We start from the raw sequence: 16,733 nt of genomic DNA, 5'->3' as shown, positions 1-16,733 counted from the left end.
GTGCTCAGTCGTTACTGACGCGCGGACTTGCGGAGGACGATCCTACGTTTGCCCCCCAGGGGCGCATCAAGGGTCTCACGGAGCGGTCCGCGCCGGGGCGCGATCCCAGTCCCCGGGCAGCTCCGGTACCGTCCAGCGCGGGTCGGGCCGCCAGTCCTCCCAGCCGTCCGCGAACGGCGTTCCCCACGCCCGGATGACCTCGACCGCCGCCCGCCCGGCCTCCCGGACGCGCCGCGCCCGGTCCGGGCTCATCAGGCCGCTGCGCTGGGCCTGCGCGAACTCGTCCTCGTCGCGCCACAGCCACGTACGGTCCGGGTAGACCGAGATGTCCAGGAAGTGGTCCTCGGAGTCGACGCCGCCGGACCATCGCAGGCGGGGCTCCTCCAAGTTGACGTACCAGCTGCGGAAGCGCCAGTCGTCGTCCCAGAACAGCCACACCGACCAGGGGTCGCCCGGCCGGGCCAGCTTCAGCACCCCGCTGCCGGCCCACCGGGCGCGCGTGGTGGTGCGCGGCGCGGTGTAGCGGGTGGCGAGCGGCTCCTCGTGCACGGGGGTGCCGTCGGCGAGCACCGGTTTGACGCACTCGGTGCCCGGCGCCATCCAGACGGCGAGGAGGTCGTCGGTGTCCTGGACGACCGTCACCGGCCGGCAGATGTGGACGGCGTCGCCGCCGTTGTCCCGGTACCGCCACAGGATCTGCGTGCCCGGCGCCCAGCGCGCGCCCCGTCCGTCTCCCGCTCCCGTCCCCGCTTGGTGTCGTCCCGTCGTCTCGGCTGTCATGCGCAGATCTTAGGGGTGCGCCGCGGGCCCCGCCGCGGCGCAGATCACGGGCGGCGGGGGCGCCGGCGTACGGAACCGCAGGTCAGGGCCGGGTCATCCGCAGGACGTCGAGCGCTTCGTCGAGCTGCTGGAGCGTCAGGTCGCCGCGTTCGACGTACCCCGATGCGAGGACGACCTCGCGGATGGTCCGGCGCTCGGCGAGCGACTTCTTGGCGACCTTCGCGGCCTCCTCGTACCCGATGTACTTGTTGAGCGGGGTGACGACGGACGGCGACGACTCGGCGTACTCGCGGGCCCGGTCGCGGTTGGCGGTGATCCCGTCGACGGTCCGGTCGGCCAGCAGGCGGGAGGCGTTGGCGAGCAGCCGTACCGACTCCAGCAGGTTCTTGGCGATGACCGGGAGCATCACGTTCAGCTCGAAGTTCCCGGCGGCGCCGGCCGCCGCCACGGTGGCGTCGTTGCCGACGACCTGCGCGGCGACCATCAGGACGGCCTCCGGGATCACCGGGTTGACCTTGCCCGGCATGATCGACGACCCGGGCTGGAGGTCGGGGAGGTTGATCTCGGCGAGCCCGGTGCGCGGACCGGAGGCCATCCACCGCAGATCGTTGGCGATCTTGGTGAGGGAGACGGCGACGGTGCGGAGCTGGCCGGACGTCTCGACCAGCCCGTCGCGGGCGCCTTGCGCCTCGAAGTGGTCGCGCGCCTCGGTCAGCGGCAGCCCGGTGGCGGCGGCTACCTCGGCGATGACGGCGGCGGAGAAGCCGCGCGGGGTGTTGATGCCGGTGCCGACCGCGGTGCCGCCGAGCGGCAGTTCCGCCAGGCGGGGGAGCGAGGCGTGCAGCCGCTCGACGCCGTACCGCACCTGGGCGGCGTACCCGCCGAACTCCTGGCCCAGTGTCACCGGGGTGGCGTCCATCAGATGCGTACGCCCGGACTTGACGACGTCCGCGAACTCGGCCGATTTCCGCTCCAGCGAGGCGGCGAGGTGCTCCAGGGCGGGGACGAGGTCGCGGGTGACGGCGGCGGTGGCGGCGATGTGGATGGAGGAGGGGAAGACGTCGTTGGACGACTGGGACGCGTTGACGTGGTCGTTGGGGTGGACGGCGCCCGGGCGGCCGAGCCGCTCGCCGGCGAGCGTGGCCAGCACCTCGTTGGCGTTCATGTTGGAGGAGGTGCCCGAGCCGGTCTGGAACACGTCGACGGGGAAGTGCTCGTCCCAGCGGCCCTCGGCGACCTCGGCGGCCGCCTCCTGGATGGCCCCGGCGATCTCCGCGTCCAGCACGCCGAGCTCCGCGTTGACCTTCGCCGCGGCGCCCTTGATGCGGGCCAGTGCCTCGATGTGGGCGCGCTCCAGGCGCTGCCCGGAGACGGGGAAGTTCTCCACCGCCCGCTGCGTCTGGGCCCGCCACTTGGCGTGGGCGGGGACCCGCACCTCGCCCATGGAGTCGTGCTCGGTCCGGTACTCCGGTACGTCGTTCATGGTCGTCAACCTCCTGTGAAAGGTGAGCACTTGTCTTGTTCTGCGTATTCCCAAGGCGACTACCGGCCAGTAAAAACCGTGGGTAACCCCACTTCCAGGAGGCGCCATGACGCGCACCAGAACCAGGCTGCGAGGACCCGTCGCGGCCGTGGCCGTCCTCGCCGCGGCACTCGCCGGGACGACCGCCGCCACGGCCCCCGCGAGCGCGGCCGCGACAGGGCCGCGCACCGCCGCCACCGCCCCATCCGTCCCGCTGCCGCCCGAACTGGAGCGGATCCGCGCGGCCGAGGCCACCGCGCTGTACGGCAGCCCCGAGGAGCGGCCGCTCGCCGAGCGGAAGACCGGCCTGATCTCGCTCGGCGACAGCGAGATATCCGGCGAGGGCGTCGGCACGTACGAGCCCGGCACCAACGGCCCCGACAACTGGTGCCACCGCTCGCCCCAGGCGGCGATCCACCGCACCGCCATCCCCGCCGACGTCACGTACAACATCTCCTGCTCGGGCGCCTCCACCGCCAACATCCGCATCGGCGGCAGCAAGCAGTACGCCGACGAACCGGTCCAGAGCGACAGCCTCGCCGTCAAGGCCCGCAACACCCGCATCACCATGGTGCTGCTCGTGGCCGGGGCCAACGACGACCTCCAGTTCGGCCCGGTGATGACCGACTGCGTCACCCGCTACCTGACCCTCCAGGGCCCGTGCGAGCCCACGTACGCCCCCGGCTGGCAGGCCCGCGTGGACGGCCTGGTGCCCAAGGTCGAGCAGACCGTGCGCGACCTGCGCACCGTGATGCGCGACGCCGGGTACGCCGACGGCGACTACCGGCTCGTCGTCATGGGCTACCCGAGCCCCATCGGCCCCGACTTCCGCGACAACCCGGACTTCTCCACCAAGCTCGCCTGCGGCGGGCTCGGCCACGACTCCGACACCGTCTGGGGCCGCAACACCGCCGTACCCGCCTTCGAGCGCGGCATGCGGCGCGCGGCGGCGAACACCGGCGCGGTCTACCTCGACAACTCCCGCCTCTTCCACGGGCACGAGGTCTGCATGGACTCCGCGTGGGCGCGCGGGCTGTACATCGACCTGTCCAAGCCGGGCCTGCCGGACGGGAACTCCGTCCGCCAGTCCTTCCACCCCAACGCCGCCGGCCACGCGGCCTTCGCCTCCTGCCTCACCCAGCTGTACGCCTCCGGGCTGCGCGAGGCGAGCTGCGCCGACCCGGCGTCCACCGGCAGGCCGGTGCTCCAGCCGGGCGCCTGGGACGACCTGTTCGCCCCGCTGCGGAACGAGGCCACCGGCAGTTGCCTCGACGTCACCGGGTCCGTCACGCGCAACGGCACCGCGGTGGGCGGCTGGGACTGCCACGGCGGACGCAACCAGAACTGGTGGTACGACGCCGCGCAGTCGTCGGTGCGGACCCAGCTCACCCACGACCGGTGCCTGGACGTCCCCGGCGCCGCCTACCAGGCCGGCAAGGCCCTGCTCCTGTGGAACTGCTCCGGCGCGGCCAACCAGCGGTTCGTCCGCCAGGGCGCCACGCTGCGCCCCGCGGCGGCCCCGTCCCTCTGCCTCACGCTGGCGGCGGCCGAGGACCCCCTGCGCCTCCAGCCGTGCGACGGCTCGGCGAAGCAGCGTTTCGCATAGCGGCGCGCACGGCGACGGGCCCGGTCACCGTGACGGCGACCGGGCCCGTGTCGTGCCGCGGGGTCAGGCCAGGCCGGGGCCGCGCACCGGGATGGTGGTGAACGTCGGGGACGGGGCCGGGTCCTGGAAGAAGTCGTTGCCCTTGTCGTCCACGACGATGAACGCCGGGAAGTCCTCGACCTCGATCTTCCAGACCGCCTCCATGCCGAGCTCCTCGTACTCGACGACCTCCACCTTCTTGATGCAGTCCTGGGCGAGACGCGCCGCCGGGCCGCCGATCGACCCCAGGTAGAAGCCGCCGTGCGCCGCGCACGCGTCCGTGACCTGCTGGGAGCGGTTGCCCTTGGCCAGCATGACCTTGGAGCCGCCCGCCGCCTGGAACTGCTCCACGTACGAGTCCATGCGGCCGGCCGTCGTCGGGCCGAACGAACCGGAGGCGTAGCCCTCCGGCGTCTTCGCCGGACCGGCGTAGTAGACCGGGTGGTCCTTCAGGTACTGCGGCATCTCCTCGCCGGCGTCCAGCCGTTCCTTGATCTTGGCGTGCGCGATGTCGCGCGCCACGACCAGCGGGCCCGTCAGCGACAGCCGCGTCTTGACCGGGTACTTCGACAGCTCGGCGAGGATCTCGTCCATCGGCTGGTTGAGGTCGATCCTGACGACGTCGCCCTCCTCCGCCAGCTGCTCGTCCGTCGTGTCCGGCAGGAAGCGCGCCGGGTCCGTCTCCAGCTGCTCCAGGAAGACGCCCTCCGCGGTGATCTTCGCGACGGCCTGGCGGTCGGCCGAGCAGGACACGGCGATCGCCACCGGGCAGGACGCGCCGTGCCGCGGCAGGCGCACCACGCGCACGTCGTGGCAGAAGTACTTGCCGCCGAACTGCGCGCCGATGCCGATCTTCTGCGTCAGCTCGAAGACCTTCTCCTCCAGCTCCTTGTCCCGGAAGCCGTGGCCGAGGACCGAGCCCTCCTCCGGGAGCTCGTCCAGGTAGTGCGCGGAGGCGTACTTCGCCGTCTTCAGCGCGTACTCGGCGGAGGTGCCGCCGACCACGATCGCCAGGTGGTACGGCGGGCACGCGGCCGTGCCCAGCGAGCGGATCTTCTCCTCCAGGAACTTCATCATGGAGGCCTCGTTGAGGACCGCCTTCGTCTCCTGGTACAGGAACGACTTGTTGGCGGAGCCGCCGCCCTTCGCCATGAAGAGGAACTTGTACGCGCCGCCGTCCGTCGCGTACAGCTCGATCTGCGCGGGCAGGTTGGAGCCGGTGTTCTTCTCCTCCCACATGGTGAGCGGAGCCATCTGCGAGTAGCGCAGGTTCAGGTTCTGGTAGGCGTCGTGGATGCCGCGCGAGAGGGCCTTCTCGTCCTCGCCCTCGGTGAGGACGTTCTGGCCGCGCTTGCCCATGACGATCGCCGTGCCGGTGTCCTGGCACATGGGCAGGACACCCGCCGCCGCGATGTTGGCGTTCTTCAGCAGGTCGAGCGCGACGAACTTGTCGTTGCCCGACGCCTCGGGGTCGTCGATGATCTTGCGCAGCTGCGCGAGGTGCGCGGGGCGGAGGTAGTGCTGGATGTCGTGGATCGCCTCCGCGGCGAGCTTGCGCAGCGCCTCCGGCTCGACCTTGAGGAACGTACGGCCGTCGGCCTCGAAGGTGGAGACCCCCTCGGCGGTCACCAGGCGGTAGGGCGTGGTGTCCTCTCCCAGGGGAAGCAGATCGGAGTACGCAAACTCTGGCATGACGGCCATTCCTCACTCGGCAGACAGCGACGCGGCCTCCATTGGCAGCGCGCCCACAAGCGTAGAACGCCCGAAGCCGCCCGAACCTGTGAGGTAAGGCTCAGTTCCCCGCGCCCTTGCGCCGTACCGGCGCGGTCCGGTCGTGACCCTGGTCGCGATCTATCGCGTTTCGCTACGCTGGAACCGTGGACCTCGAGAAGCAGCCCCAGCAGCCGCCCGCCGCGCCCGCGCCCGCCGAAGCCCTCCGCGCCTCGGACGCCGACCGCGACCGGATCGCGTCCATCCTGCGGGAGGCCCTCGCCGAGGGGCGCATCGACGCGGAGGAGCACGCGGAGCGGATCGATGCCGTCTACCGCGCCAAGACCATGGGAGAGCTGGAGCCCCTCGTGCGGGACCTGCCCGCCGCCCGGGCGCCCCGCGACCCCGCCCCCTCGTACGCGTACGGCCCGGACGAGGTCGCCGTGCCCGCCGAGAAGCTGGTGGCGGTCTTCTCCAGCACGACCCGCAAGGGCCGCTGGCGCGTCGGGCGGCGGACCCACGCCTTCTCGCTGTTCGGCAACGTCGAGATCGACCTCACCGAGGCGATCTTCGCGCAGCGCCTGACCACCATCAACGCCACGTCGGTCTTCGGCAACGTCGAGATCCGCGTCCCCGAGAACATCACCCTGCGCGGCAGCGGCACCGGCGTGCTCGGCAACTTCGAGGTCGTCAGCCTGGAGGCCGCGGACCCCGAGGCCCCGGTCGTCGTCGTCAACGGCTACGCGGTGCTCGGCAGCGTCGAGGCCAAGCCGAGGCGCGGCAAGCGCATCGCCGACCTCCACCAGCGCATGCGGAAGCACCTCGGCGCCTGACGCCCGTACCGGGCGCGGCCCCGCTCCCGTCCCCGGGCCTGCGGTCCGGCCCGCACCCGGCCTGTGAACCAGCCCGCGCCCGGCCCCCGCTCCGGGCGTGCGTCGGCTTTCGGCCGACCCGCCGTCCCGCCTGCCGGACCGGAGCGCCACGCAGTGCATAGGCGCGCGCACAACGGGTAGGCCTTGCTGCATCGTCTCTCGCTCGCGAAGCCGTCGTCAGGAGTAGACCGTGCTGCAACTGCCGCATCAGCCCCTCCAGGTCGCCGCCGTCCCTGCCCCGCGCCTTCCCGCGCGAGAGGACCAGGCCGGGCCGTGGCACAGCGAGGCGGTGTGCCGCCGGGACGAAGCAGGCTTGTTCTTCGCCCCCTCCAAGGAGCCGACGGCCGCCCGGCTGGCGCGCGAGGAAGCCGCGAAACGCGTCTGCGCGCGCTGCCCGGTGATGGTCGAGTGCCGGGAACACGCGCTGCTCCAGCCCGAGCCGTACGGCGTGTGGGGCGGGCTCACCGCCGCCGAGCGCCGTGTCGTCCTCGCCCGGCGGCGCCGCCGCGAGGTCGAGCTCAGGAAGGCGGCGGCCTCCACCGGGCCGATCGCCGCCGCGGGCTGACGGGCCCCGCCGGCCCGGCCCGTACGGGAAGGGGCGCTCCCACCGCACATGGGGGCGCCCCTGTTCGTGTTCCGACGGGGACGGGCCGCAGGCCCGTCGAGGGTCCCGGGGGTCACGCCCCCGGAGGTGTCACTTGGCGCGGTCGAAGTCGATCTGGCTGTACGCGCGCAGCTTCGACAGGCGGTGCGTCGAGTCGATCTGCCGGATGGTGCCCGACTTGGAGCGCATCACGAGTGACGAGGTCGTCGCCGTCTCGGCGCGGTAGCGCACGCCGCGCAGCAGCTCGCCGTCGGTGATGCCGGTCGCCACGAAGAACACGTTGTCCCCGCTGACCAGGTCGTTCGTGGAGAGCACCCGGTCCAGGTCGTGACCCGCGTCGATGGCGCGCCCGCGCTCCTCGTCGTCCTTGGGCCACAGCTTGCCCTGGATCACGCCGCCCAGGCACTTGATCGCGCAGGCGCTGATGATGCCCTCGGGAGTGCCGCCGATGCCCATGAGCAGGTCCACGCCGGTGCCTTCGCGCACCGCCATGATCGAGCCGGCCACGTCGCCGTCCGAGATGAACTTGATGCGCGCGCCGGTCTCGCGGATCTCCTTGACGATGCCCTCGTGGCGCGGGCGGTCCAGGATGACGACCGTGACGTCCTCGGGCGAGGAGTGCTTGGCCTTGGCGACCCGGCGGATGTTCACGGACACCGGGGCGTTGATGTCGACGTAGTCGGCGGCCTCCGGGCCGGTGACCAGCTTGTCCATGTAGAAGACCGCGGAGGGGTCGAACATCGTGCCGCGGTCGGCGGCCGCCAGCACGGCGATCGCGTTGGGCATGCCCTTGGCGGTGAGCGTGGTGCCGTCGATGGGGTCCACGGCGATGTCGCACTCGGCGCCGGTCCCGTCACCGACCCGCTCGCCGTTGAACAGCATCGGGGCTTCGTCCTTCTCGCCCTCGCCGATCACGACGACACCGTTCATCGACACGGTGGAGACGAGGGTCCGCATGGCCCGGACCGCCGCGCCGTCGGCGCCGTTCTTGTCGCCGCGGCCCACCCAGCGGCCGGCCGCCATCGCGGCGGCCTCGGTGACCCGGACCAGCTCCAGGGCGAGGTTGCGGTCGGGAGCCTCGGGCGAGACCTCGAGCTCGGACGGCAGATGATTGTCGGTCATCGGTACGCACCTTTCTGTACGGCGACGGCCGCAAGTGGTGAAGAGGGTGCTGCGACTCTATCGGTAGGTCGACATATTGAGCAGAGGGGCCCACGTATGAGCAGGCCAGGCTGATGCGACCATAGGGGGCGTGGCAGGTATGCGAGGCAAGCGGACAGTACGCGGGATGTTCCAGTCGATGGCGGTCATCGGTGCCGCCGCCGGCGTGATCTACCTCTTCGTCCCGCACGACGAGAAGGCCGACCCGATCAAGCCGGTGGACTACCGCGTCGAGCTGCTGACGGCTCAGCGCGCCGCTCCGTACGCCGTGCTGGTGCCGGAGGGGCTGGCCGAGGGCTGGACGCCGACGTCGGTGACGTACGAGCGCCAGGAGGGCGACGCCTGGCACCTGGGCTTCCTGTCCCCGGACCGGCAGTACGTGGCGGTGGAGCAGTCCACGGCGGCGCCGCGGAAGTACATCGCCGAGGTCACCCACGAGGCGGCCGACACGGGCCGCACCCAGCAGGTCGCCGGGCGGGCCTGGCAGCGCTGGGAGGGCCCGAAGTACGACGCCCTCGTCCTGCGCGACAAGGGCGTCACGACCGTGGTGACGGGTACGGCGCCGTACGAGCAGCTCGCGGAGATGGCCGCCGCGCTGAAGCCGTCGAAGGACGCGCCGAAGCCGTGAACGACGACGGCGGCCCCGGGCACATGGTGCCCGGGGCCGCCGGTCCGCTTCCCGCCCGGGTGGGGCGGCGAGCGCCGGTCAGACCGTCGTGACGACGTCCTCGAACGCCAGGCGCGGGCTGCGCGGGAACCAGGCGTCGTCGCCCGGCTTGCCGATGTTCACGACCATCAGCGGGGTGTGGTCGTCGTCCAGGAACTCCTTCTGGACGCCGGCGAAGTCGAAGCCGGTCATCGGGCCGGCGGCGAGGCCCGCGGCGCGGACGCCGACGATGAAGTAGGCGGCCTGGAGGGCGGCGTTCAGCGCGGCGGACTGCTCGCGCGCCGGGCGCTCCGCGAAGAACAGGTCCTTGGCCTGCGGGAAGTGCGGCAGCAGCTGCGGCAGCTCCTCGTGGAACTCGTTGTCCGCGGCGAGGATCGCGACCAGCGGGGCGGAGGCCGTCTTGGCCTGGTTGCCCTCGGCCATGAGCGGCACGAGCCGCTCGCGGGCCTCGGCGGAGCGCACGAGGACGACGCGCAGCGGGGTCTGGTTGAACGCGGTGGGGCCGTACTTCACCAGGTCGTAGATCGCCTGGACCTGCTCCTCGGTCACCGGCTCGTCGGTGAAGGTGTTGGCCGTGCGGGCCTCGCGGAAGAGGAGGTCCTGGGCGGCGGGGTCAAGAACGAGGGACATGCTCGTACCTTTCGCAGGTGCGGAGGATCAGGCGATGTCCCGACCGTACGCCCGGGATAGGTTAACTTTCAACTAAAGCGGGGTCCGCGTGATCCACCTCACTGGCCGCCCCGCTCCTCCTCGGGGTGGGACTCGGCAAGCGCCGCGTCCAGACGGGCGCGCGCACCCTCCAGCCACCGGCGGCACACCTTCGCCAGCTCCTCGCCCCGCTCCCACAGGGCCAGCGACTCCTCCAGCGTCGTGCCGCCCGCCTCCAGCCGGCGGACGACCTCGATGAGCTCGTCGCGCGCCTGCTCGTACCCGATCGCCGTGTCGGTGCCCGTGCCCGTGGTGTCTGCTGCCATGCGGTCCACCCTAGGGGGTGTCCTGCCGATCGCCGGGCGCGCGGCTGATCGGCACGACGCCCCCTAGGCCCTGTCGTCACATTCCCGTCTGCCCCGCGACGACGGGAATCTGACGACAGGGCCTAAGGGCGCGGTACGACAGCGCCGCCGGCCACGCGCACGCGGAACTCGCCCTCCGCGACCCTGGCCCGCAGCTCCTCGTCCGCGGCGACCGCCTCCGGCGAGCGGACCACCGAACCGTCCGCCCGCTGCAGCACCGCGTACCCCCGCTCCATGGTCGCGGCGGGGGAGAGGGCCACCACGCGCGCGCGGGTGTGCGACAGCTCCGAGTCGGCCCGGTCCAGCAGGTGGCCCAGCACCCGGCGGCTGCGCGCCACCAGGGCGTCCACCTCGGCCTCCCGCTCCTCCACCATGCGCCGCGGGTGCTCCATCACCGGGCGGGCCAGCGCGTGCGCCAGGCCCCGCTCCTCGCGGTCGAGCAGACCCCGCACCGTCCGCAGGGCGCGGTCCCGCAGCGCCCGCACCCGCTCCAGCTCCTCGCCCACGTCCGGCACGACCTTCTTCGCGGCGTCCGTCGGCGTGGACGCCCGCAGGTCCGCGACCAGGTCCAGCAGCGGTGCGTCCGGCTCGTGGCCGATCGCCGACACCACCGGCGTACGGCACTCGGCGACCGCCCGGACGAGCTGCTCGTCGGAGAACGGCAGCAGGTCCTCCACACTGCCGCCGCCCCGGGCCACGATGATCACGTCGACGTCCGGGACCGCGTCGAGCTCCTTGACCGCCTGGATCACCTGGGGCACCGCGTGCACGCCCTGCACCGCGACGTTGCGCACCTCGAACCGCACCGCCGGCCAGCGCCGCCGCGCGACCTCCAGCACGTCCCGCTCGGCCGCCGAGGCCCGGCCGCAGACCATCCCGACCAGCTGCGGCAGGAACGGCAGCGGCTTCTTGCGGTCCGGCGCGAACAGCCCCTCCGCCCCCAGCGACCGCTTCAGCATCTCCAGGCGCGCGAGCAGCTCCCCGATCCCCACCGGCCGTATCTCCGCCGCCCGCAGCGACAGCTGGCCCCGCGGCGCGTACCACTCCGGCTTGGCGTGCACCACGACCCGCGCGCCCTCGGCGACGACGTCCGCGACCGCGTCGAACACCTGCCGGTAGCAGGTCACGCTCACGGAGATGTCGTACGACGGGTCGCGCAGGGTCATGAAGACCACCCCGGCACCCGGCCGCCGCGACAGCTGCGTGATCTGCCCCTCCACCCAGACGGCGCCGAGCCGGTCGATCCACCCCCCGATGAGCCGCGACACCTCACCGACGGGCAGCGGAGCTTCGGCAGACGTATTCAGACCCATGCGAGGGAGCCTACGCGCCGCCGCCGACAGCCCGGCCCCGGCACGGAGACGTCCCGAGCCGGAACCGGGACACCGCCGGTCCAGTCGTCCGGCCGCTCCGTCCCCCGTGCGCCGGTGCCCGCCATCCGACCCGTCCCCGCACGCGGCGGATCATGTGCCGTCCCGGCGCGCCCGTACGATGGGACCCATGACTGCCGCTACGCCTGCCGCCCGCCGCGTCCTCCTCGCCGCCCCCCGCGGTTACTGCGCGGGCGTGGACCGTGCCGTGATCGCCGTGGAGAAGGCGCTGGAGCAGTACGGCGCCCCCATCTACGTACGCCACGAGATCGTGCACAACAAGTACGTCGTGCAGACCCTGGAGAAGAAGGGCGCCATCTTCGTCGAGCAGACGGACGAGGTCCCGCCGGGCTCGATCGTGATGTTCTCCGCGCACGGCGTCGCACCCGTCGTCCACGAGGAGGCGGCGGCCGGCCGGCTCGCCACCATCGACGCGACCTGCCCCCTGGTCACCAAGGTGCACAAGGAGGCCATCCGGTACGCGAGCGAGGACTTCGACATCCTCCTCATCGGCCACGAGGGCCACGAGGAGGTCATCGGCACCTCCGGCGAGGCCCCCGACCACATCACGCTGGTCGACGGCCCGGACGACGTGGAGAAGGTCGAGGTGCGCGACCCGTCGAAGGTCGTGTGGCTCTCGCAGACCACCCTCTCCGTCGACGAGACCATGGAGACCGTCGACGCGCTGAAGGAGAAGTTCCCGCTGCTCGTCTCGCCGCCGAGCGACGACATCTGCTACGCGACGCAGAACCGCCAGCTCGCCGTGAAGCAGATGGGCGCCGAGGCGGACCTCGTCATCGTGGTCGGCTCCCGCAACTCCTCCAACTCCAAGCGGCTGGTCGAGGTCGCCAAGCTCGCGGGCGCGCGCGACGCCCACCTGGTGGACTTCGCCGACGAGATCGACGAGTCCTGGCTGGACGGCGTCTCGACGGTCGGCGTCACCTCGGGCGCGTCCGTGCCCGAGGTGCTGGTCGACGGCGTGCTGGAGTGGCTGGCGCAGCGGGGCTTCGAGGACGTCGAGACCGTCAAGGCGGCCGAGGAGTCGATCACCTTCTCGCTCCCCAAGGAGCTGCGCCGCGATCTGCGTGCCGAGGCCGCCGAACTCGTGGCCCGGGCCGAGGCCCGCGCGGCGGCCGGCGGGGGCGCGGCGGACACCGCGACGGAGTAACTGTCCGCCCGGAGTCGTAACGTTGAGTCCATGAACGTCTTCGGAGTGGACATCGGCGGGTCCGGCATCAAGGGCGCTCCCGTGGACCTGGAGCGCGGCGATCTGGCCGAGGCCCGTCACAAGGTACTGACCCCACAGCCCGCGACACCCGACGGTGTCGCGGGCTGCGTCGCGGAAGTGGTCGGCCACTTCGGATGGTCGGGTCCGGTCGGCGTCACCTTCCCGGGCGTCGTCACCGGCTCGACCATCCGCACGGCGGCCAACGTCGACAAGGGCTGGATCGGCGTCGACGCGGCGGCGCTGCTGCGCGAGCAGCTCGGCGACGGCGTGTCCGTCACGGTGCTGAACGACGCGGACGCGGCCGGCATCGCCGAGATGACCTTCGGCGCGGGCCGTGGCCGCAAGGGCACGGTCATCGTGCTGACGCTCGGTACGGGCATCGGCAGCGCCGTCTTCACCGACGGGCAGCTCGTGCCCAACACGGAGCTGGGGCATCTCGAGCTGGACGGCCACGACGCCGAGAAGCGGGCGTCGACCAAGGTCAAGGAGGACAAGGACCTGAGCTGGGAGGAGTGGGCCCACCGGGTCCAGAAGTACCTCGCCCATGTGGAGATGCTGTTCTCGCCGGAGCTCTTCATCGTGGGCGGCGGCGTGAGCCGCAAGGCGGAGAAGTTCCTGCCCCTGATCAAGGGCGTACGGGCGGAGATCGTCCCGGCGCAGCTGCAGAACAACGCGGGTATCGTCGGCGCGGCGATGGCCGCGGCCTCACGCTGACCTCCCGCTCGCGAGGGCGGGCCGCCTCGTCCGGGGCCGGCCCTCCCTCGTGGGCGGCGCGGCGGCGGGCGTCCCCGGCGCGGGCGGTCCCGGCCCGGCCGTGCGTACAGGCAGGGCGCGGCCCTGGGCGGCTGCCCGGGCCGGTGGACGACGGGCCGGGGCGGCGGCCCGGGCGCGCGTACAGATGTGCAGGTCAGGGCGTGGTGCGGCGCTGGGCGACGCGGGCCGCGGCCGCCGCGGCCCGCTGGCGCCGGCCCATCTCCCGCACCTTGCGGACGCAGGTGATCAGTCCCGCCACCAGCGTGCCGCCGTACAGCCAGCCCGCGTGCACGGCGAGCGCGGTGACCACGGCCATGGTGCGGCCGCCGACGCCCCCCACCCCGCCGGCGATCGGTACGACACCGACGGCGAAGGCGATCGGCACGCTGATCGGCGCGGTGACCACGTCGGCCTCCCGTACCCACAGCGCGGTCAGCGCGCTGACGGGCAGGAAGAGCAGCCCGTACACCAGGAGTGAGCCGTCCAGCAGCAGCAGGTCCAGGCAGCCGAGGACGAACATCGTCCCGCAGGCGAAGAGCCCCGCGCCGAGCCCGGTCAGCCGCGGGTCGGGCAGCCGCCGCAGCCGTCGCAGGGCGAGGACGACCAGCGGTACCGGCCGCCGGCCGGGCGGGCGCCCCGCGCCTCCGCGCGGGTGCTCGGGCCGGGCTCCCGGCCGCGGACTCCGCCGCCCCGCCGCGTGCGGCGGACCCTCGGCGAGGGCGCCCTGAGGCGCGACCGGGGGACGCTGGCGCGGCCGTGGCCGGCGCCGGGGAGGACTGTTCCGTTGCTGCTCCACCCGGACAACGTAGGTGGCAAGTGGGCAGGAATCCGGCATGGGACACGCCTTTTATACGACCTTGGCCGAGAGTTCGCCCTGTGGCCGTCCCCCGGCCGCCGTCGCTGCCCGCACCGCCGCGCCCCTAAACTGGGGGGTCGGCCCACCATCCACACTTCTAGGGAAGTCGCCAACGTGTCGCTCACGATCGGAATCGTCGGCCTGCCGAATGTCGGCAAGTCGACCCTGTTCAATGCCCTGACCAAGAACGACGTGCTGGCGGCCAACTACCCGTTCGCCACCATCGAGCCGAACGTCGGCGTCGTCGGTGTCCCGGACGCCCGCCTCACGAAGCTGGCCGAGATCTTCGGTTCCCAGCGCGTCCTGCCGGCCACGGTCGACTTCGTCGACATCGCGGGCATCGTGCGCGGCGCGAGCGAGGGTGAGGGCCTGGGCAACAAGTTCCTGGCGAACATCCGCGAGTCGGACGCGATCTGCCAGGTCATCCGCGCCTTCAAGGACGAGAACGTCGTCCACGTCGACGGCAAGGTCTCGCCGAAGGACGACATCGAGACGATCAACACCGAGCTGATCCTCGCGGACCTCCAGACGATCGAGAAGGTCCTGCCGCGCCTCCAGAAGGAGTCCCGGATCAAGAAGGACGTCGCCCCGAAGGTGGCGGCGGTCGAGGCGGCCAAGGAGATCCTGGAGAAGGGCGACACCCTCTTCTCGCACGGCATCGTCCAGGGCTCCGAGAAGGCCGAGCTCCTGCACGACCTGCACCTGCTCACCACGAAGCCGTTCCTGTACGTCTTCAACGTGGACGAGGACGAGCTGGTCGACGAGGCGTTCAAGGAGGAGCAGCGCGCGCTGGTCGCCCCGGCCGAGGCGATCTTCCTCAACGCCAAGCTGGAGGCGGACCTCGCCGAGCTCGACGAGGAGGACGCCATGGAGCTCCTCCAGTCCGTCGGCGCGGAGGAGCCGGGTCTCGCGACCCTGGCCCGCGTCGGCTTCGACACGCTGGGCCTCCAGACCTACCTGACGGCCGGCCCGAAGGAGTCCCGCGCCTGGACGATCAAGAAGGGCGCGACGGCTCCCGAGGCGGCCGGTGTGATCCACACCGACTTCCAGAAGGGCTTCATCAAGGCGGAGGTCATCTCCTTCGACGACCTGGTCGCCACCGGCTCGGTCGCCGAGGCCCGCGCGGCGGGCAAGGCCCGCATGGAGGGCAAGGAGTACGTGATGCAGGACGGCGACGTGGTGGAGTTCCGCTTCAACGTGTGACGTCTCGGCAGGAGCTGCGCCCGACCCGCTTGTCGGTGGGTCGGGCGCAGACTTGTGTCCGCAGGAGTCCTCGCCCTCGTGATGAGGGGAGTGGCAGCTCTGGTCGACCTGGCAGTGAGACTGCCTCAGACCTTGACGATCTCCACGGAAGGGCCGCACAGGGGTGTCAGGTCCTCGGGGTCGGACGTGAGGACGGTGACCGGCCGGGGTGCGCTGCGGGCAATGACGGCGAAGGCGGCATCGATGGCGTACTTGTGGCCGTGGAGGTGATGGGCGCGCAGAAGCGCGGCGGCCTGGTCGGTGATCTCCTTGGTGACGTCGTGGACGTCGACGCGGGAGAGGACCCACTTGATGCGGGCCGGGTGGATGCGCTCGTGGTCGGCCTCAAGAGTTGCGGCGGCCCCGCCGGCCTGTCGGGACCGCGCCCACTCCGTCAAACATGCAGTGCAGAAGAGGCCGGGCTCGTTGGAGCCCGGCCCCTTCGTCGACCCCGGCCGGATCGGTGCTGCGTTCTGCCCCGATGTCAGGAGCGCTCACGTGTCATAGACGGTGGAGCGATGGCCGACGTGCACGACCCAGACCACCAGCTCGCCGTTGTCGATCGTGTAGATCACGCGGTAGTCGCCTACCCGTAGGCGGCGCCGGTCGGGCTGGGAGACGAGGGCCGTGGTGTTGAACCCCAGTGGGTCGCTCTCCAGCTCGGTCAGCTTGGCCAGGATGCGGAGGGCCACGTCTCGCGGAACCTTGCGGAGCTCGGCCTGAGCCTCGGGGCGGAAGACGGTGCGGTACTCACTCACTGCGTGCCAGCGTCTCCCTCATGATGTCCTCGATCGGGATGCCGGGTGCCGGGTTGGCCATGCGCTCGTCGATGATCCGGTTGATTTCGCGTTCTTCCCACTCCTGGTACTTGCGCAGCACCTCGATGGACACCACGGCGGCGACCTGCTTGCCGCGTCGGGTGATGACGGTGGGTACGTCGTCCCGGTCGGCCCGCTCCACGACCTCGGCCAGGTGCGCCCGGACATCGCGGATGGACTCTATGGGCAGTGGCTGTGTCATGCGCCCAAGAGTACCGAGTGTTTCATGTGTACACAAAGCGAAGCGCCCCGTCACCGTGGAGCCTCACTCCTCTTTTGATTCCGGCCGTCGAGTCCGGGGATCGTGACGGCTGCTTCGGCGGCGTGCTCGATATCCGGAACCAGCGCTGCCGTCGCCGGCGGACGCGGCAAGGGCGAACGTGGGCAGGCGAGACTTTGCGTGTGTGGGCCGTTGTGGTGGCCTCGGCGCTGGCCACCACGTGTTCGGACGGCATGACGAAGGGGCCGGGGAGTGGGAGCCGGGCGGAGGCA

The 16,733-nt window shown here is 71.8% G+C and carries 18 protein-coding genes; 7 read left to right on the top strand and 11 right to left on the bottom strand.

What is annotated here, in order from left to right; all coding sequences use genetic code 11:
• Window positions 1-75: 75 nt before the first annotated feature.
• Together ACIA79_RS10080 and ACIA79_RS10075 are read right to left on the bottom strand one after the other, a co-directional pair.
• Complete coding sequence (locus tag ACIA79_RS10080) at window positions 76-780, bottom strand: DUF402 domain-containing protein (RefSeq protein WP_399427691.1); 705 nt, start codon at window positions 778-780, stop codon at window positions 76-78.
• Between the two features lie 82 nt (window positions 781-862).
• Window positions 863-2,263 (bottom strand): class II fumarate hydratase, encoded by a 1,401-nt coding sequence (locus ACIA79_RS10075; RefSeq protein ID WP_399427690.1) that lies wholly within the window; start codon window positions 2,261-2,263, stop codon window positions 863-865.
• A 106-nt stretch (window positions 2,264-2,369) separates the two neighbouring features.
• Between ACIA79_RS10075 and ACIA79_RS10070 the strand changes: the two genes are divergently transcribed.
• Window positions 2,370-3,908, top strand: a complete 1,539-nt coding sequence (locus ACIA79_RS10070) for a ricin-type beta-trefoil lectin domain protein (RefSeq protein WP_399427689.1) — start codon at window positions 2,370-2,372, stop codon at window positions 3,906-3,908.
• A 63-nt stretch (window positions 3,909-3,971) separates the two neighbouring features.
• Here ACIA79_RS10070 and ACIA79_RS10065 read toward each other — a convergent pair whose 3' ends face one another.
• Window positions 3,972-5,639, bottom strand: a complete 1,668-nt coding sequence (locus tag ACIA79_RS10065) for a fumarate hydratase (RefSeq protein WP_399427688.1) — start codon at window positions 5,637-5,639, stop codon at window positions 3,972-3,974.
• Window positions 5,640-5,824: 185 nt separating this feature from the next.
• Between ACIA79_RS10065 and ACIA79_RS10060 the strand changes: the two genes are divergently transcribed.
• Together ACIA79_RS10060 and ACIA79_RS10055 are read left to right on the top strand one after the other, a co-directional pair.
• Window positions 5,825-6,490, top strand: a complete 666-nt coding sequence (locus tag ACIA79_RS10060) for a DUF1707 domain-containing protein (protein ID WP_399427687.1) — start codon at window positions 5,825-5,827, stop codon at window positions 6,488-6,490.
• Between the two features lie 229 nt (window positions 6,491-6,719).
• Window positions 6,720-7,094 (top strand): WhiB family transcriptional regulator, encoded by a 375-nt coding sequence (locus ACIA79_RS10055; protein ID WP_399427686.1) that lies wholly within the window; start codon window positions 6,720-6,722, stop codon window positions 7,092-7,094.
• Window positions 7,095-7,223: 129 nt separating this feature from the next.
• On the opposite strand, the gene glpX is transcribed toward ACIA79_RS10055, so the two are convergent.
• Window positions 7,224-8,255, bottom strand: coding sequence for a class II fructose-bisphosphatase (glpX, locus tag ACIA79_RS10050; RefSeq protein ID WP_399427685.1), 1,032 nt, complete (start codon window positions 8,253-8,255; stop codon window positions 7,224-7,226).
• A 130-nt stretch (window positions 8,256-8,385) separates the two neighbouring features.
• Between glpX and ACIA79_RS10045 the strand changes: the two genes are divergently transcribed.
• On the top strand, window positions 8,386-8,922 hold the full coding sequence (locus tag ACIA79_RS10045) for a DUF4245 domain-containing protein (RefSeq protein ID WP_399427684.1): 537 nt from the start codon (window positions 8,386-8,388) through the stop codon (window positions 8,920-8,922).
• A 78-nt stretch (window positions 8,923-9,000) separates the two neighbouring features.
• Here ACIA79_RS10045 and ACIA79_RS10040 read toward each other — a convergent pair whose 3' ends face one another.
• The 3 genes from ACIA79_RS10040 to xseA form a co-directional block, all read right to left on the bottom strand.
• Window positions 9,001-9,591: a malonic semialdehyde reductase gene (locus ACIA79_RS10040; RefSeq protein ID WP_399427683.1), complete on the bottom strand. Its 591-nt coding sequence runs from the start codon at window positions 9,589-9,591 to the stop codon at window positions 9,001-9,003.
• Window positions 9,592-9,689: 98 nt separating this feature from the next.
• Window positions 9,690-9,935: an exodeoxyribonuclease VII small subunit gene (locus tag ACIA79_RS10035; RefSeq protein WP_399427681.1), complete on the bottom strand. Its 246-nt coding sequence runs from the start codon at window positions 9,933-9,935 to the stop codon at window positions 9,690-9,692.
• A gap of 122 nt (window positions 9,936-10,057) precedes the next feature.
• Complete coding sequence (gene xseA, locus ACIA79_RS10030; protein WP_399427680.1) at window positions 10,058-11,287, bottom strand: exodeoxyribonuclease VII large subunit; 1,230 nt, start codon at window positions 11,285-11,287, stop codon at window positions 10,058-10,060.
• Window positions 11,288-11,465: 178 nt separating this feature from the next.
• On the opposite strand from xseA, the gene ACIA79_RS10025 reads away from it, so the two are divergent.
• Both ACIA79_RS10025 and ppgK read left to right on the top strand, forming a co-directional pair.
• The gene (locus tag ACIA79_RS10025; RefSeq protein WP_399427679.1) at window positions 11,466-12,512 is read left to right on the top strand and encodes a 4-hydroxy-3-methylbut-2-enyl diphosphate reductase; all 1,047 of its coding nucleotides are present in this window, start codon (window positions 11,466-11,468) and stop codon (window positions 12,510-12,512) included.
• 30 nt (window positions 12,513-12,542) lie between these two features.
• Window positions 12,543-13,286 (top strand): polyphosphate--glucose phosphotransferase, encoded by a 744-nt coding sequence (gene ppgK, locus ACIA79_RS10020; RefSeq protein WP_399427678.1) that lies wholly within the window; start codon window positions 12,543-12,545, stop codon window positions 13,284-13,286.
• A 193-nt stretch (window positions 13,287-13,479) separates the two neighbouring features.
• Here the strand turns inward: ppgK and ACIA79_RS10015 are convergent, their stop codons facing one another.
• Window positions 13,480-14,121: a DUF6542 domain-containing protein gene (locus tag ACIA79_RS10015; RefSeq protein ID WP_399427677.1), complete on the bottom strand. Its 642-nt coding sequence runs from the start codon at window positions 14,119-14,121 to the stop codon at window positions 13,480-13,482.
• 174 nt (window positions 14,122-14,295) lie between these two features.
• On the opposite strand from ACIA79_RS10015, the gene ychF reads away from it, so the two are divergent.
• Window positions 14,296-15,384 (top strand): redox-regulated ATPase YchF, encoded by a 1,089-nt coding sequence (gene ychF, locus ACIA79_RS10010; RefSeq protein WP_391812976.1) that lies wholly within the window; start codon window positions 14,296-14,298, stop codon window positions 15,382-15,384.
• 125 nt (window positions 15,385-15,509) lie between these two features.
• On the opposite strand, the gene ACIA79_RS10005 is transcribed toward ychF, so the two are convergent.
• The 3 genes from ACIA79_RS10005 to ACIA79_RS09995 form a co-directional block, all read right to left on the bottom strand.
• Window positions 15,510-15,821, bottom strand: a complete 312-nt coding sequence (locus ACIA79_RS10005; RefSeq protein ID WP_399427676.1) for a DNA-binding protein — start codon at window positions 15,819-15,821, stop codon at window positions 15,510-15,512.
• A gap of 96 nt (window positions 15,822-15,917) precedes the next feature.
• Window positions 15,918-16,181, bottom strand: a complete 264-nt coding sequence (locus tag ACIA79_RS10000; RefSeq protein WP_399427675.1) for a type II toxin-antitoxin system RelE/ParE family toxin — start codon at window positions 16,179-16,181, stop codon at window positions 15,918-15,920.
• On the bottom strand, window positions 16,174-16,443 hold the full coding sequence (locus ACIA79_RS09995) for a type II toxin-antitoxin system Phd/YefM family antitoxin (RefSeq protein WP_100828042.1): 270 nt from the start codon (window positions 16,441-16,443) through the stop codon (window positions 16,174-16,176). The genes ACIA79_RS10000 and ACIA79_RS09995 overlap by 8 nt, the downstream gene beginning before the upstream one ends.
• Between the last annotated feature and the right edge of the window lie 290 nt (window positions 16,444-16,733).

The organism is Streptomyces sp. NPDC051310 (assembly GCF_044455245.1).
Taxonomy (GTDB): Bacteria; Actinomycetota; Actinomycetes; order Streptomycetales; family Streptomycetaceae; genus Streptomyces.
This window is presented reverse-complemented; position numbering and strand designations above follow the sequence as displayed.